The following is a 15,806-nucleotide window of genomic DNA, read 5'->3' as shown; positions in this document are numbered from 1 at the left end:
GCGCTCCGTTCACTTTTCCGGGCTCACTGCCTTCACCTTGGGGTTGATAAGCCGCCAACGCTGACCGCTTCGTTCCAGGTCCCCGGTGACGACGATGGGCGTCTGGTTCTCATGTGCCCGCACCGCCAGCCGGTAGTTTGCCGGATCGAGAACCACGGTGACTGACCGTAGCGCGTCCTCGATGACTGCCTTTAGTGTCACCACCCCGTCGATATCGTCCTGGTCTCGTTTCAGTTGATGCACAGTGGCATGAAGAGTTACATCAGGCACCGGTGCACGAAGCCTGAAGATCCGGGCAGCCTCGGACAGGACGCCTGCATCTGTCTTTGAGAAGCTGACATCTCGGTGGATTTCAGGCACGGGGCGGGTCCGTGCCCAGGTCAGGCGGATGTCCAACCGTTCCGACTGGTCGATGAGGCCTGCAAGCGCTTCACAGAGATTGGCGCTCACCCCGTCGCCGATCGCCTGCTCAAAGGCTTCGGCATCGCCGCGCGTGCTACGCTCAACTGCGGATCGCGACGCTATGAGGGCTGCCATCAATCGCTGTGTAACCTGACGTTCGACCGGTTCTTCTTCGGGGGTGTCCCAGGTCTCGTCGAGCAGCGGTTGCGGGGGTGTCAGCCGGGGTGGAACCGGTGCGAGCAAGGTAAGGACATAGCTGCCATGCTCGGTCTGCCCCAGCTTGACCCGCTTGATGTAGTCTGCGGCCTCGCGGTTTGCGCCGGCACGATAGAGAGCTTGCGGCGAGCGCGTGGCACAGGCGGCCGCCAGTACCAGATCCCGCGCTTTTTCGATCATCCGGACGCCGCGATCGAGCGGAAGTGTTCCATCCTCGCTCAGCCCCACCGACCGGATACGTATGACATCCCGGTCGGCTTCCGACAGTTCGCGATAGGTGGTGAGATCGTCATAGCCCGTCATCTCCGAGAAGATGCGGATCAGACGGGTCATGTGCCCCGCATAGTCGGCCAGATGCTCGCTGCGGGGGAGGATGATGTCCGGCCTGCCCGGGGCGGTATAGACGTCGCCATGCAAACCATAGGCCGCAGCACGACTCCAGCCTTCGCTACGGACATAGGCCGCGAGGGCCTGGGGGGAGATCGCTCTCAAAGCTTCGGTGTCGAGAATCTGCACCTTCATCCTACGACTCCGGTCCTGGCCATCTCCATCAGACGCTTCAATTCCCCGACGTCTAAACGGTTCGTCCGAGGGATGGTAACCGTCACGGCTGTCGTATTTTCGACGGCCGTCGCATTCTTCAGGCTCACCCAATAGGCGCATCTGCGAAGTATAAGCTGTTCTTCGCTCACGGACAGCCAGTCTCCTTCATCTTCCGGCAGGGCCAGGACAAGGAGGATGCGGGGGACGAGGGTTGGGCAACGCAGCAGGTCGTAATTTCGTTTGCGCAGTGCGTAGCGGAAGTCGCCGTCGGCCCCCTCGCGCAGGTCAATCGTCGCCTTGAGCTGAAGATCCAGGGAGGGGAGCATGGCGCCACCAGCCTTGATCTGAAGGTCGATGCCGTCCCGATCGAAATCCTGGACCGCTACCGTGTATCCGGCACCTGCGGCGATTGCTGAGACATAAGCGCGAGAAAGAGCCTCTTCTCGATCCGTCGATGACAGCAGGGCGTCGCTCATTCACATCGTCCACCACGGCAGAACCTCGACGTGCATCGTGCCAGAACGGACGTGTTTTGTCTTTTTGGTAGATAGTTTCGTGATATTTTTCATTCATATGGTGTAAAAGGACCACCAGCCGATACCACCGGTGGTCCCGCCCGGTCAGAGCGACGTCGCCGCCCGGGCCGCCTGATCGTAGAGGCCCGACAGGGCGCGCAGGCGCTGGGCCAGGTCCCCGATCTCCTGATTGGAGAGGCCGAGGGAGTGGAGCGAGTCGATCAGGCAGCGCTCCCGCACCTCGCGATAGGTCAGGCAGGCCTGCTCGCCCGCGGGGGTGGTGGCATAAAGCGCTTCCTTGCCCTTGCGGGCGGCCGAGACCAGCCCTGCTTTCTGCAGCTTCTTCAGGCTGTAGGCGACGGTGTGGCTGTCTTCGATGTTCAGCACGAAGCAGATATCGGCCAGCTTCTTCAGCCGGGCGCGGTGGTTGACGGTGTGCAGCACCAGCACGTCGAGCTGGCCCAGATCCCGCAGACCGGCCGCCCCCATACACCGGGTCATCCAGCGCTGGAAGCCGTGGGCGGCGATGATCAGGCCGAATTCGAACTCCGAAAGTTCGGGGCTCTTGTCGGAGACCAGATGGGCGGAGTTCACGATCCCGCGCCCGCCCCCCGGCCGCGATGCGGCGGGAAGGGCGGGATCGGGGAGGGTGGCGGCCCGGGGGGCCGCCTTGCTGGTGCCGGATGTCGTCATGGGGAGGGTCTCATCTGTCCTGGGGCGGCTCACCATAGCCGCCGCCGCCGGGCGTTTCGATCACGAACACGTCGCCGGGCGTCATCTCGACCGTGGCACAGGCCCCGAACTCTTCGCGGCTGCCATCGGTGCGTTCCACCCAGTTGCGGCCCGGCGCACCATCGGCGCCACCCGCAAGGCCGAAGGGCGGCACCCGGCGGCGGTTCGACAGCAGCGAGACGGTCATCTCTTCCTCGAAGCGCAACCGGCGGCGGGCGCCGTTGCCGCCATGATGCCGGCCGGCCCCGCCCGAACCCGCGCGGATCTCGAAGGCTTCGAGCACCACCGGGAAGCGCCATTCCAGCACCTCCGGATCGGTCAGGCGCGAATTGGTCATATGGGTGTGGACCGCATCGGTGCCGTCGTAATCCGGGCCGGCGCCGGAACCACCGCAGATGGTTTCGTAATACTGGTGGCGGGCATTGCCGAAGGTGAGGTTGTTCATCGTGCCCTGGGCGGCCGCCTGCACGCCGAGCGCCCCATAGATCGCATCGGTCACGACCTGAGAGGTTTCCACATTGCCGGCCACCACCGCCGCCGGATAGAGCGGGTTCAGCATCGAGCCTTCGGGGATGCGCAGGCGGATCGGCTCCAGGCAGCCGTCATTCATCGGGATCTTGTCGTCGACCAGGGTGCGGAAACTGTAGAGCACCGCGGCCCGGCAGACGGCCGAGGGCGCGTTGAAGTTGTTGTCGCGCTGGGCGGAGGTGCCCTCGAAATCGACCACCGCCTCCCGGGCCTCGCGGTCGATGGTGATGGTCACCTTCACCACCGCGCCGTCATCCATCTCGTAGGCGAAGCTGCCGCCGTCGAGCTTCGCGATCGCGCGCCGCACAGCCTCTTCGGCGTTCTTGCGGACATGGATGGTATAGGCCTTCACGACGTCCAGACCGAACTGGCGGACCATGCGGCGGATCTCGGTCACGCCCTTCTCGCAGGCCGCGATCTGGGCCTTGAGATCGGCCATGTTCTGATCCGGGTTGCGCGAGGGATAGCTGCCCGACGACAGCAGGTCGCGCATCTCTGCTTCCAGCAGCCGGCCCTGATCGACCAGGCGGATGCCGTCGATCAGCACGCCTTCCTCGTCGATATGGCGGCTGTCGGCGGGCATGGAACCCGGGGTCTTGCCGCCGATATCGGCGTGGTGGCCGCGCGAGGCCACGAAGAACAGCGGCTCGTCGCCCGCCGCCGCATCCTCGGCGAAGACCGGGGTGATGACGGTGATGTCGGGCAGATGGGTGCCGCCGTTATAGGGCGCGTTCAGCACGAAGACGTCGCCCGGCTTCATGGCGCTGCCATGCTTGCGGATCACCGCCCGCACGCTTTCGCCCATCGAGCCCAGATGCACCGGCATATGCGGGGCATTGGCGACCAGCGCGCCGTCGCTTTCGAAGATCGCGCAGGAGAAGTCCAGCCGCTCCTTGATGTTCACCGAATGGGCGGTGTTTTCGAGCGTGGCGCCCATCTGTTCGGCGATCGACATGAACAGATTGTTGAAGATCTCCAGCATCACCGGATCGGCATCGGTGCCGATCGCGACCCGCTTGGGCCGGGGGATGACGCGGGTCAGGATCAGATGGCCGCGCTCGTTCAGCTCGGCCGCCCAGCCGTGTTCGACCACGGTGGTGGCGGTCGCCTCGATCACGATCGCGGGGCCCTGCACCCGGTCGCCCGGCTGCATGACCTCGCGGTCATAGACCGGCGCCTCGTGCCACTCGCCGTCGGAATAGAAGCGGGTGGTGGCCATGGTGCCGAGGGCGTGGCCGGCCGGGGCGGCGGGCAGCACCGGATCCTCGGGCTGGTCGGTGGCGCCGATCGCCTCCACCTCGACCGCCTCGACCACCAGCGGCTTGCCCGACATCACGAAGCCGAAGCGCTGGCGATGGGCGTCTTCGAACCGCGCGACGATCTCGTCGGCGCTGCCATGATCGACCGAGATGGTGCTGTCGCTGCCGCGATATTTCACATGCAGCCGGCAGGCGACGGTGATGCGCTCTTCCGGCATCGACTGGCCGGTCAGCTCGGCCGTGGTCTCGGCGGCGAGATCGGCCAGCAGGGCATCGAGCTCGGCGATGGTCGCCTCCGATACCTCCTGTTCCACCGCGCGCTCGCGCATCGCCCGGATGTCGGCCAGGCCCATGCCATAGGCCGAAAGCACGCCGGCCAGCGGATGGACGAAGACCCGGGTCATGCCCAGCGCATCGGCCACCAGGCAGGCATGCTGGCCGCCGGCGCCGCCGAAGCAGGCGAGCACATAGGACGAGACGTCATAGCCGCGCTGGACCGAAATCTGCTTGATCGCATTGGCCATGTTGTCGACCGCGATCTTCAGGAAGCCGTCGGCGATCGCCTCGGGCGGCCGGCGCTCGCCGGTCGCGGCTTCGATCCGGTCGGCCAGCGTCTCGAAAGCCGCGCGCACCGCGTCCGCATCCAGCGGCTGGTCGCCCTCGGGGCCGAAGATCTTCGGGAAGTATTCCGGCCGGACCTTGCCGACCATCACATTGCAGTCGGTCACCGCCAGCGGGCCGCCGCGGCGATAGCAGGCGGGGCCGGGATTGGCGCCGGCGCTGTCGGGGCCGACCCGGAAGCGGGCGCCGTCGAAGCCCAGGATCGAGCCGCCGCCCGCCGCCACCGTGTGGATGCGCATCATCGGCGCGCGCATGCGCACCCCGGCGACCACGGTGTCGAAGGCGCGTTCATACTCGCCCGCGAAATGCATCACGTCGGTCGAGGTGCCGCCCATGTCGAAGCCGATCAGCTTGTCGAAGCCGGCCATGGCGGCGGTGCGCACCGCACCGACCACGCCACCCGCCGGGCCCGACAGGATGCTGTCCTTGCCCTGGAACAGATCGGCATCGGTGAGGCCGCCATTGGAGCGCATGAACATCAGCGGCGCGCCGCCCAGCGCGCCTGCCACCTTGTCGACATAGCGGCGCAGGATCGGGGTCAGATAGGCATCGACCACCGTGGTGTCGCCGCGCCCGACCAGCTTCATCAGCGGGCTCGCCTCGTGGCTGACCGAAATCTGGGTGAAGCCGACCTTCGCCGCCAGCGCCTTCAGCGCCAGTTCGTGATCATGCCAGCGATAGCCGTGCATCAGCACGATCGCGACCGCGCGGATGCCGGTCTCGTAAACCTCGCGCAGGGCGGCTTCGGCCGCGGCCTCGTCCAGCGCCTCCAGCACCCGGCCGTCGGCGGCGACACGTTCGTTCACCTCGACCACGCGCTCGTACAGCAGTTCGGGGCGGGTGATCTCGCGGGCGAAGATGTCGGGGCGGTTCTGATAGCCGATGCGCAGGGCGTCGCGGAAGCCGCGGGTGATGACCAGCGCCGTGCGCTCGCCCTTGCGTTCCAGCAGCGCATTGGTGGCGACGGTGGTGCCCATCTTCACCGCGGCGATCCGCTCGGCCGGGATGGCGGCGCCGGCCTCGACTTCCAGGAAGGCGCGGATCGCTGCGAGCGCTGCGTCGTCATAGCGCTCGGGGTTTTCGGACAGCAGTTTCATCGTGTGCACCGTGCCCCCGGGGGCGCGGGCCACCACGTCGGTGAAGGTGCCGCCGCGATCGATCCAGAACTGCCAGGCGTCGCGGGTGAGGGGAGCGGAAGCGGTCATCGTTGAAACTCGATCCGATGCGCGGGGGTGGGTTGAGGACGGAAGGTCGTGCCGGGGCAGGGGTAAGGGGCGGGCGTCAGCCCGCGCCCCGCACCATGCCGCCGGGCAGAAGGGTGACGATTTCAGGCACCAGCGTGATCAGGATCAGCATCACCACCATCACCGCGAACATGGGTGCGGCGACCCGGGCGACATAGGTGATGCTGCGTCCGGTCATGCCCTGGAGCACGAAGAGGTTGAAGCCGACCGGCGGGGTGATCTGGGCGGTTTCCACCACGATCACGATGAAGACGCCGAACCAGATCAGGTCGATGCCGGCCTGGGTGATCATCGGCATGACCACGGCCATGGTCAGCACCACCGCCGAGATGCCGTCGAGGAAGCAGCCGAGCACGATATAGAACAGCGCCAGCGCCACGATCAGTTGAAGGGGCGAGAGGTTGAAGCTCGCGATCAGATCGGCCAGCGCCCGCGGGATGCCGGTGAAGCCCATGGCGAGCGTCAGGAAGGCGGAGCCGGCCAGGATCAGCGAAATCATGCACGAGGTGCGCACGGCACCCATCAGGCTGGCCGAGAAATTGGCCCAGGTGAGATCCCGGCCGATCGCGGCGACGGCGAAGGAGCCGATCACGCCGAAGGCCGCGGCCTCGGTGGCGGTTGCGATGCCGGTATAGATCGAGCCCAGCACGAAGGCGATCAGCCCCACCACCGGCAGCAGTTCGCCGAGGGCCCGGAACTTCTGGCCCCAGCCCGGCGCCTCGTCATCGGCGGGGATCTGGTCGGGGTGGAGCAGCGACCAGACCACGATATAGCCCATGAACAGGCTGGCGAGCACGATGCCGGGCAGGATACCGGCCATGAACAGCTTGGCGATCGACACTTCGGCCGCGACGCCATAGACGATCAGGATGATCGAGGGCGGGATCAGCAGGCCCAGCGTGCCGCCGCCGGCCAGCGTGCCGATCATCATCTTTTCAGGATAGCCGCGGCGCCTCATCTCGGGCAGCGCCATCCGGCCGACCGTGGCGGTGGTGGCGGCCGACGAGCCGGAAATCGCCGCGAACAGCGCGCAGCCCAGGATGTTGACGTGCAGCAGCCGGCCGGGCAGCGGGCGCATCCAGGGGCTCAGGCCCTTGAACAGGTTCTCGGACAGCTTCGTGCGGAACAGGATCTCGCCCATCCACACGAAAAGCGGCAGGGCGGTCAGGGTCCAGCCGGACGAGGCCGTCCAGACATTGATCGCCATCGCCTCGCCGATCGGCCGCGGGCTGAACAGCGCCATGGCGATATAGGCGACGCCCATGAGCGAGAGCCCCACCCAGATGCCACCGCCGAGCAAGGCGAGCAGGGCCACGAGCAGCACGATCAGCTGATAGGTCTGGTCCATCATCGGTCGAGGTCCCGTCTCAGCGATCCGCGGCCGCGTCCAGCCCGGTCTCGCCTTCGGGAACGAAGGGCCGGCCGGTGACGAGCGTCTCGATCAGTGTGTGCAGCAGGGAAAGGGCGAAGAGCGCGCCGCCCACGACCATGACGATCTGTGGGATCCACATCGCCACCGCGACGTCGCCCTGCGAAATCTCGCCGATTTCCCACGAGATATAGGCGAGGTCGTAAGACCACCAGGCGAACCAGAAGCCGATCACGGTCGCGACCGTCAGCCCCATCACGTCGAGGACGAGGCGGGCGCGATCCGGCAGGGCCTGGAGCAGGATGGTGATGCGGATATGGGCGTGGCGCCGGAAGGCATGGGGCAGCGCCAGAAAAGTGGCGGCGGCCATGGCGTAGCCTGCGAACTGCGCACCGCCGCGCAAGGGGTAGGCGGCGAGGCGGGCACCCACCTGCGCCAGGATGATAAGGACGATCGCGATCATCGCAACGCCGGCGAGCACGCCTGCGGCATCGTAGATCCGGTCGAGCAGTCGCGAGAGGGCCAACCCGGAATGGGCCGGTCGTGAGAGGGCCATTGGGGCCTCCACCGTCGTCGGGCGTCGGGCGTCGGGTCGGGGACGGGCCGGCGGGGGGAGGCGGCCGTCTTCCGCAGCGGGCGGGGCGGAGGCGGGGGCGGGATCACCCCGCACCTCCATCCGGTCACGCAGGCGGCAGGATCACTTCGCGCGGTAGTCGGCGATGATCTTCTTGCCGGCGTCGCCGGCACCCGCTTCCCATTCGCCGGTCATCTTCTCGCCGATGGCGGCCATGTCCGAGGCCAGTGCAGCAGAGGGCTTGGACACGGTCATGCCGTGCTCGGCCAGGGTCTTCAGGTAGCCCTGAGCCAGCTCTTCGCTCATCTTCCAGCCCTTGGCCTCGATCTCGGCGGCGGCCTTGGTGATCGCCTCCTGCACCTTCGGGTCCAGCTTGTCCCAGGCGCGCTTGTTCACGAACACCATGTTCTTGGGCAGCCAGGCCTGCACGTCGTAGAAGTACTTCACCTGCTCCCACACCTGGCTGTCGACGCCGGTGGCGCCCGAGGTGATCATCGCCTCGACCGTGCCGGTGGCCAGCGCCTGCGACAGCTCCGCCGCCTCGATCTGGGTCGGCACCATCTGCAGCAGCTCGGCCAGGCGGGCCATGGTGGCGTTGTAGGTGCGGAACTTCAGGCCCTTCATGTCGGCCGCGCTCTCGATCGCCTTGTTGGCGTAGATGCCCTGCGGCGGCCAGGCGATGGCATAGAGGAAGTGCAGGTTCTCTTTCGCCAGACGCTCGGTCAGCGCCGGCTTGGACACCTGATAGAGCTTCCAGGCCTGATCGTAATCGGTGGCGAGGAAGGGCACGGCGTCGAGCGCAAAGAGCGGGTCCTCATTCGACAGGGCCGAGATCAGCCGCTCGCCGATCGGCGCGGTGCCGCGCTGGACCGCGCGCTTGATTTCGTCGCCCTTGAACAGCGAGCCGCCGCCATGGACGGTGATCACCACCTCGCCATTGGTGTCGGCCTTCACCTTCTCGGCGAATTCGCGGCCAAGCCTGGTGTGGAAGTTGCCGTCGGGATAGGCCATCGGCATGTCCCAGGCTTCCGCCGCCTGTGCCGCGGCACCACCGAAACCGACCATGCCGGCGACCAGCGCCGCACCGATCCACGTCCTGAACATCTCTGCTCGTCTCCCCTCACGCGGCCGGCGGCCGCCGGCGCGTCATGTGTTGCCGTAAAACCCCGATCCGTTCGGCTCTGGGGATGCGCGGGGGCACCCGGCCGGTTCGGATCCGACGGCGCCGCCTCCCCGGCAGCGCCCGTCCCGGAAACGATCGCGTCTCAGCGATAAAATGTCAATAAATCGTCGGCAAAATGTCTCATCTTTTTCGGATGAAACCGTTTGGCGAAACGATCTGCCCCCGGCCTGCCGGATGATCGTCGGGCGGGGCTCAGGGTGTCCTTGCGTGCGCGGGCCGATTGGTGTTTGCTCCACCCCATGGTGCAACGCGGCAGCAGGGCCGCGCTGTGGCCGCAGCAGAGGGCGCGGGGGTCCGGCGCAGATGAGTTTCTGGGGCAAGGTCGTCGGTGGGGCGGCGGGTTTCGCCATGGGCGGCCCGATCGGCGCGCTGGTCGGTGCCGTGATGGGGCACGCGGTGGATCGCTATAACGAGGCCGGCGAAGCCACGGCCCTGCCGCTGGACCGCGCCCATCGCGAACAGGCCTTCGCGATCGCGGTAATCGTGCTGGGCGCCAAGATGGCCAAGGCCGACGGCCGGGTCACCCGCGACGAGATCGCCGCCTTCCGCCGGGTCTTCACGGTGCCGGAGCACGAGGTCGGCCGGGTCGCCCAGATCTTCGACGAGGCGAAAAAGGATGCCGAGGGCTTCGAACCCTATGCCCGCCAGATCGCGGCCCTGTTCCACGACCGCCCGGCGGTGCTGGAAGAACTGCTTGACGCCCTGCTGGAGATCGCCCGTGCCGATGGTTCGGTTGGCGAGGCCGAACGCCGCTTCCTGACCGAGGTCGCCCGGCTGTTCGGCCTGGACCGCGCCGTGCTCGACCGGCTGCTGGCCATACGCGGCATCGAACCCGGCGGCGATGCCGACCCCTATGCCATTCTGGGCATTTCGCGTGACGCCCCGATGGACGAGGTGAAGGCCGCCTATCGCCGCCTCGCCCGCGAACACCACCCCGATCGCCTGGTGGCCGAAGGCCTGCCCGAAGAGATGATCCAGATCGCCACCCGCAAGATCGCGGCGATCAACGAGGCCTATGACCGGATCCTGAGGCTGCGCGGGGCGCGGTAACGCCACGCGAACAATTCAATAGAATGATACTATCTCGCACTCTCACGTGACGTGCCGTAAACTTCCGGAAATCGGTGGCGGAGGCCGCGGGATTCTCTATGTATTTTCCGGAAAAGGACGTGTCATGGCACATGCGATCCACATCACCAACACGCTGGACGAGCCGATATACGTGATCGTGTCGCCCAATAAGGATTACGTCTTCGGCGAAATCCTGAGCGGCGTCGCGATGGGGGTGCTGATCACCGTGGCGACAGCCGGGCTCGGCGCAGGTGCCGGCGCGGCGACGGCCGCCACTGCCGTCAACAATCTGAGCCGGCTGCAAAGGTTGGTCTCGCTGCTGCAGACCATCTGGCGGGTCTCGGCCCCGCTGCGCGAGGTGGCCTCCGCCGGCAGCCAGGCCTATAAATGGGTCAAGGGCACCAATCTGACGATCCAGGAGCGAGAACGTCGCAACAAGGCGGCGGCGGAGATCGCGACGGTGAAGACCTTCTTCGACGAAAACGCCCTCAGGATCGCCCCCAAACAGTCGGTCAGGGTCCTGGACACCGGGCTTTGGAACCCGCTCTCCTATCTGGGGCCGACGGGCTGGGCGAACGTCACCGGCGGATCCACCATCAGCCTGTTCATCACCGATGCCTCGTTCAGCCGCCGGGCCATGTTCCATACCAATACGGACTACTCCTGGATCGTGGGGCGGAATCTGATCACACGCCAGCAATATGGTGCAGATCTGTTCAAGGCCGATCCGGGTGCCGGCTGGTACCGTTTCGGGCGATCCGATCGTCTGGTCGCCGGTCAGGCGCTGCTGCCGGGTGAGAGCCTGTGTTCTCCCGATGGCGATTACGATTTCGTCTTCCAGGAGGATTGCCATGCGGTGGTGTACCGGCGTGACAAACCTATCCGGCAGGACGTCGAATGGGCCTCGGGAAGCTGGTCCAATACCCGCAGGCCGGGCGCACTGGCTGTCCAGGATGACGGCAATCTGGTGATCTATGACGATCAGGCGGTCCCGATCATGGCGCTTCACGACCCTGCCATCGACCTGAACCGACCGGGACGCACGCTGGTCATGCAGGATGACGGCAATCTCTGTCTGTACGAGCCCGAGGGCAGGGCCGTCTGGTCCAGCCGGCATGGTGGTCCCCTCCGGCGGTTCTGAGCCGCCCCTGCATCGCCTCGCAATTCCTTCAGAGACACTTTCGGCCGGCGAACAGGCTTGCAGGCGCGGCATGCGCAGGCGGGCCTTGAACCGGCGGGGCGTCCGTCGCATCCTGCGGCCGCCTCGCCACGCATCTCCAGCGGCCATGCCGCGATCCCCGTCCTTCGTCCGGAAGTCCGTCATCCCATGTCCGCACCGCTCATCTCTCTCACCGGCATCCGCGTCACCCTGGGTGGTGGCGGCGACCTGATCGAGGAGGCGACCATCGCCGTCTCGGCCGGCGACCGGATCGCGCTGGTCGGGCGCAACGGTGCCGGCAAGTCGACCATGCTCCGGATCATGGGCGGGTTGATCGAGCCAGATGGCGGCGAGATCGCCCGGCGGCCGGGCCTGCGCGCCGCCTATATGGCCCAGGATCCGCAGACCCCCGCCGGCACCACCGTGCGGGCCTATATAGAAGAGGGGCTGGTCGAGGCGGGGCAGGGCGACCGGCATTACCGGGTCGACCAGGTGGCGGTGCCGCTGTCGCTGGATCCCGAACGGCAGATGAGCGAGCTGTCGGGCGGCACCCGGCGCCGGGCGGCGCTGGCGCGGGCGCTGGCCATCGAGCCCGAGCTGCTGATGCTGGACGAGCCCACCAACCATATGGACCTGCCGACCATCGAATGGCTGGAAGGCGAGCTGCAGCGCTTCCGCGGCGGGCTGGTGGTGATCAGCCATGACCGCGCCTTTCTGGAGCGGGTGGCCGGATCGGTCGCCTGGCTCTACCGGCGCCGGCTGACCCGCTACGACATGGGCTATCAGGCCTTCGAGACCCAGATCGAGGATCTGCGCGCCGAAGAGGATCAGCGTCTGGCCAAGATGGCGGACAAGCTGGCCCGCGAGACCCTGTGGCTGAACGAAGGGCTGACCGCCCGGCGCAAGCGCAACGAGCGCCGCGCCCGCGCCGTGCACGAACTGCGTGCAACGCTTGCGACCGAACGCCAGGATATCGAGCGCACCCGCGCCCGTGCCGGCATCGCGGTCGCCACCGCCGATACCAGCGGCCGGCTGGTGATCGAGGCCGAGAACCTGGTCAAGCATTTCGATACGCCCTCGGGGCCGATCACGGTGGCCGACGGGTTTTCGACCCGGATCATGCGCGGCGCCCGGGTGGGCATCATCGGCCGCAACGGCGCCGGCAAGACCACGCTGGTCAAGATGCTGATCGGCGAGCTTCAGCCCGATCAGGGCGAGGTGCGGCTCGGCACCAATCTGGAGATCGCCTATTTCGACCAGCACCGCGCCGCACTCGATCCCGAGGCGACGCTCTGGGACACGCTGGCCGATGGCGGCGGCGACCAGGTGGTGGTGCGCGGCCAGCCGCGCCATGTGGTGGCCTATCTGCGCGACTTCCTGTTCGACGAGGGCCAGGCCCGGCAGAAGGTCAAGGCGCTGTCGGGCGGCGAGCGCAACCGCCTGCTGCTGGCCAAGCTGTTCCTGAAGCCCTGCAACCTGCTGGTCATGGACGAGCCGACCAATGATCTCGACCTCGACACGCTGGAGCTGCTTGAAGACGTGCTCGACCAGTATGACGGCACGGTGCTGCTGATCAGCCATGACCGTGCCTTCCTCGACCGGCTGGCGACCTCGGTGATTGCGGTCGATGGCGATGGCGTGATCACCGAATATGCCGGCGGCTGGAGTGATGCCGACACCCAGCGCCGCAAGGCCGCCGAGGCGGCGCGCGAGGCCGGACGGGTGGAGGCGGCGGCCCGCAGGGCCGAGGCGAAACCCCAGGAGAAGCCCCGCGCCCAGGCGCCGCAGAAGCTCACCTTCAAGGAAGCGCGAGAGCTGGACCTGCTGCCGAAGACCATGGAGAAACTGGAAGCCGAGATCGCGAAACTGGCCGAGACGATGGCCGATCCCGGCCTCTATGCCCGCGATCCCGCCGCCGCCCAGGCGGCTGCCGAACGCACCGCCGCCGCGCGGGCCGAGCTGGATGCGGCCGAGGAGCGCTGGCTGGAACTGGAAGAGAAGCGCGAGGCGATCGCCGCCGCGAAGGCCCGGCCGTGAGCCGCGCCGCCTCCGCGCCGGTTCCGGCACCGGCCATCACGCCGATGACGCCCGGCCATGTGCTGCTGGCGCTGCTGGTGGTGGCGATCTGGGGCGGCAATTTCGTCGCGGTCAAAATCGCGACCGCGACCGTGCCGCCGCTGTTTCTGGTGGCGCTGCGCTTCGGCGTGCTGTTCCTGATTCTGGCGCCCTTCCTGCCCTGGCCGCGGCGCAGCCAGCTGCCTTTGCTGGCGGGCATCGGTCTGACGCTCGGCGTCGGGCATTTCGGGCTGATGTTCGTGGCGCTGTCGCTGGGCGTCGATGCCTCGACCATGTCGGTCGCGATCCAGATCGAGGTGCCCTTCGCCGCGGTCTGTGCCTGGGCGGTGTTGGGAGAGAAGCTGACGAAGCGCCACATCGCGGGTCTGGTGCTGGGCATGATCGGGGTGGTGCTGGTGGCGGGCGATCCCAAGGTGCTGACCCAGCTCGACGGGCTGGCGGTGGGGCTGATGGCCGGCGGGCTCTGGGCCTATGCCAATGTCCAGATCAAGCAGCTGGGCCGGCATGGGGCGCTGTCGCCGCAGATGCTGAATGCCTGGCTCGGCCCGTTCTGTGTCGGGCCGCTGCTGATCCTGTCCTTCCTGTTCGAAGACGGGCAGAGGGATGCGCTGGCCAATCTGGACTGGGCGACGGTGGTGGCGCTGGCCTATATCCTGGGCGGCGCCTCGCTGATCGCCTATGGCGCCTGGTATTTCCTGCTCGGCCGCTATTCCGTGGGCCAGGTCACGATCTACATGCTGCTGGTGCCGGTTTGCGGCGTGCTTGCCGGCGTGCTGCTGATGGGCGAGACCATGGGGCTTATGGAGATGGTGGGCGGGGTGTTCATCGTCTCCGGGGTTGCCGTGGTCCAGCTTCGTCGTCTGCCGGGGCCGCTCAGGCGGCTGCGCTGATCCCGATCGGGGGTTCCGTCCCATGTCTGCCCAAATCGCCGACCATTTTCCCGAACTCGCCCGCTTCCCGCTGGCCGACCGGCCCTCGCCCAATCACGATGCGCGGCCCGACGGGGCGCGGCCCGACATGGTGGTGCTGCACTATACCGGCATGCCCACGGCCGAGGTCGCCATCGACTGGCTGGCCGACCCGGCCTCGCGGGTCAGCGCCCATTGGGTGGTGGAAGAGGACGGCCGCATCACCCGCATGGTGCCGGAAGACCGCCGCGCCTGGCATGCCGGCGTGTCGTGGTGGCGCGGGCGCGAGCGGCTGAACGACGTCTCGATCGGCATTGAAATCGTCAATCCCGGCCATGAATGGGGCTATCGCGACTTCCCGGAGCCACAGATGCAGGCGGTGGAGGCGCTGCTGGGCGGCATTCTGGCCCGTCACGACATCGCGCCGGCCCGGGTGGTGGGGCATTCCGACATCGCACCCGCGCGCAAATACGATCCGGGCGAGCGGTTCGACTGGTACCGGCTGGCGGCGAAGGGGCTGGCATTGATGCCGGCCAATCGGCCGGTGCCGGGGGAGATGGGCCTGACGCTCGGCGAAGGCGATACCGGCCAGGCCGTCACCGACATCCAGCGGGCGCTGGCGGCGATCGGCTACCGGATCCAGGTCGACGGCATCTATGATCTGGTCACCCGATCGGTGGTCCATGCCTTCCAGTCGCGCTTCCTGGGGCTGGCCGGCGGCATCTGCGGGCCCGATACCGCCCAGATGATCTTCGCGGTGGAGCAGCTGTTCGCCCGGGATCCGCGCGCAGACTGAGCAGCCTGTTCTTGACCGGCCGGGGGCGCTGCTGCATGGTGGCGCCGGGTTCAGACGGCCGGATGGCCGCCCTGTCGGCGCCTTCGGGCGGATGGCGGGGAGGAAAGTCCGGGCTCCACGGAAACACGGTGCCGGGTAACGCCCGGCGGGGGCGACCCCAGGGAAAGTGCCACAGAGAGCAGACCGCCCGGCCGGCGGACATGAAACCTTCGGGTTGCCTGTGCGTGCCGGGTAAGGGTGAAAGGGTGCGGTAAGAGCGCACCGCGCCCCCGGCAACGGGGGCGGCATGGTAAACCCCACCGGGAGCAAGACCGAATAGGAACCGCGTGCCGGATCGAAACCCTCGGTTGCGGCAGGGCCTGTTTCCGGCCTGGCGGTTCGGGTTGGTCGCGAGAGGCGTCCGGCGACGGGCGTCCCAGAGGAATGGTCATCCAGCGCCCCTTCGGGGTGTGGACAGAACCCGGCTTACAGGCCGTCTGACCCCCTTATCCCATCCTCTCCCATATGTGCGCACGCGGGCGCGCACACTCGGCCATCGGTCCCGGCCTTGGGCAGGGATGGGATGGCTGAATCATTTTTGGGAAAATCTGGGACAGGGTGCTCTCCCGAC

Annotated in this window: 12 protein-coding genes and 1 other RNA gene; 6 read left to right on the top strand and 7 right to left on the bottom strand. The window is 67.2% G+C overall.

Features of this window, described 5'->3' with window-relative positions; genetic code table 11:
- Nucleotides 1-9: 9 nt before the first annotated feature.
- The 7 genes from TMO_RS25100 to TMO_RS25070 form a co-directional block, all read right to left on the bottom strand.
- Entirely contained in the window at nt 10-1,140 is a 1,131-nt protein-coding gene (locus TMO_RS25100) for a hypothetical protein (protein WP_014747861.1), read from the bottom strand.
- On the bottom strand, nt 1,137-1,637 hold the full coding sequence (locus TMO_RS25095) for a DUF4365 domain-containing protein (protein ID WP_014747860.1): 501 nt from the start codon (nt 1,635-1,637) through the stop codon (nt 1,137-1,139). Before TMO_RS25095 ends, TMO_RS25100 begins: the two co-directional genes overlap by 4 nt.
- A 144-nt stretch (nt 1,638-1,781) precedes the next feature.
- Entirely contained in the window at nt 1,782-2,369 is a 588-nt protein-coding gene (locus TMO_RS25090; RefSeq protein WP_014747859.1) for a winged helix DNA-binding protein, read from the bottom strand.
- Nucleotides 2,370-2,379: 10 nt separating this feature from the next.
- On the bottom strand, nt 2,380-6,021 hold the full coding sequence (locus TMO_RS25085; RefSeq protein WP_014747858.1) for a hydantoinase B/oxoprolinase family protein: 3,642 nt from the start codon (nt 6,019-6,021) through the stop codon (nt 2,380-2,382).
- Between the two features lie 76 nt (nt 6,022-6,097).
- Entirely contained in the window at nt 6,098-7,408 is a 1,311-nt protein-coding gene (locus TMO_RS25080; RefSeq protein WP_014747857.1) for a TRAP transporter large permease, read from the bottom strand.
- Between the two features lie 19 nt (nt 7,409-7,427).
- Entirely contained in the window at nt 7,428-7,985 is a 558-nt protein-coding gene (locus TMO_RS25075; protein WP_014747856.1) for a TRAP transporter small permease, read from the bottom strand.
- Nucleotides 7,986-8,126: 141 nt separating this feature from the next.
- On the bottom strand, nt 8,127-9,107 hold the full coding sequence (locus tag TMO_RS25070) for a TRAP transporter substrate-binding protein (protein ID WP_014747855.1): 981 nt from the start codon (nt 9,105-9,107) through the stop codon (nt 8,127-8,129).
- A 382-nt stretch (nt 9,108-9,489) separates the two neighbouring features.
- Here TMO_RS25070 and TMO_RS32790 point away from each other — a divergent pair, with 382 nt between their 5' ends.
- The 6 genes from TMO_RS32790 to rnpB all read left to right on the top strand — a co-directional run bounded on the left by TMO_RS32790 (nt 9,490) and on the right by rnpB (nt 15,680).
- Nucleotides 9,490-10,236 (top strand): TerB family tellurite resistance protein, encoded by a 747-nt coding sequence (locus TMO_RS32790; protein ID WP_014747854.1) that lies wholly within the window; start codon nt 9,490-9,492, stop codon nt 10,234-10,236.
- Between the two features lie 124 nt (nt 10,237-10,360).
- Nucleotides 10,361-11,398 carry a curculin domain-containing protein gene (locus TMO_RS29985; protein ID WP_014747853.1) on the top strand — a complete coding sequence of 346 codons (1,038 nt, stop codon included), beginning with the start codon at nt 10,361-10,363 and terminating at the stop codon, nt 11,396-11,398.
- 186 nt (nt 11,399-11,584) lie between these two features.
- Entirely contained in the window at nt 11,585-13,453 is a 1,869-nt protein-coding gene (locus TMO_RS25055; RefSeq protein ID WP_014747852.1) for an ABC-F family ATP-binding cassette domain-containing protein, read from the top strand.
- Nucleotides 13,450-14,382: a DMT family transporter gene (locus TMO_RS25050; protein ID WP_014747851.1), complete on the top strand. Its 933-nt coding sequence runs from the start codon at nt 13,450-13,452 to the stop codon at nt 14,380-14,382. Before TMO_RS25055 ends, TMO_RS25050 begins: the two co-directional genes overlap by 4 nt.
- A 22-nt stretch (nt 14,383-14,404) precedes the next feature.
- Nucleotides 14,405-15,196 carry an N-acetylmuramoyl-L-alanine amidase gene (locus TMO_RS32785; RefSeq protein ID WP_014747850.1) on the top strand — a complete coding sequence of 264 codons (792 nt, stop codon included), beginning with the start codon at nt 14,405-14,407 and terminating at the stop codon, nt 15,194-15,196.
- A gap of 50 nt (nt 15,197-15,246) precedes the next feature.
- Nucleotides 15,247-15,680, top strand: an RNA gene (gene rnpB, locus TMO_RS30120) — RNase P RNA component class A.
- Nucleotides 15,681-15,806 lie beyond the last annotated feature (126 nt).

This window comes from Tistrella mobilis KA081020-065 (genome assembly GCF_000264455.2).
Lineage (GTDB): Bacteria > Pseudomonadota > Alphaproteobacteria > Tistrellales > Tistrellaceae > Tistrella > Tistrella mobilis.
This window is presented reverse-complemented; position numbering and strand designations above follow the sequence as displayed.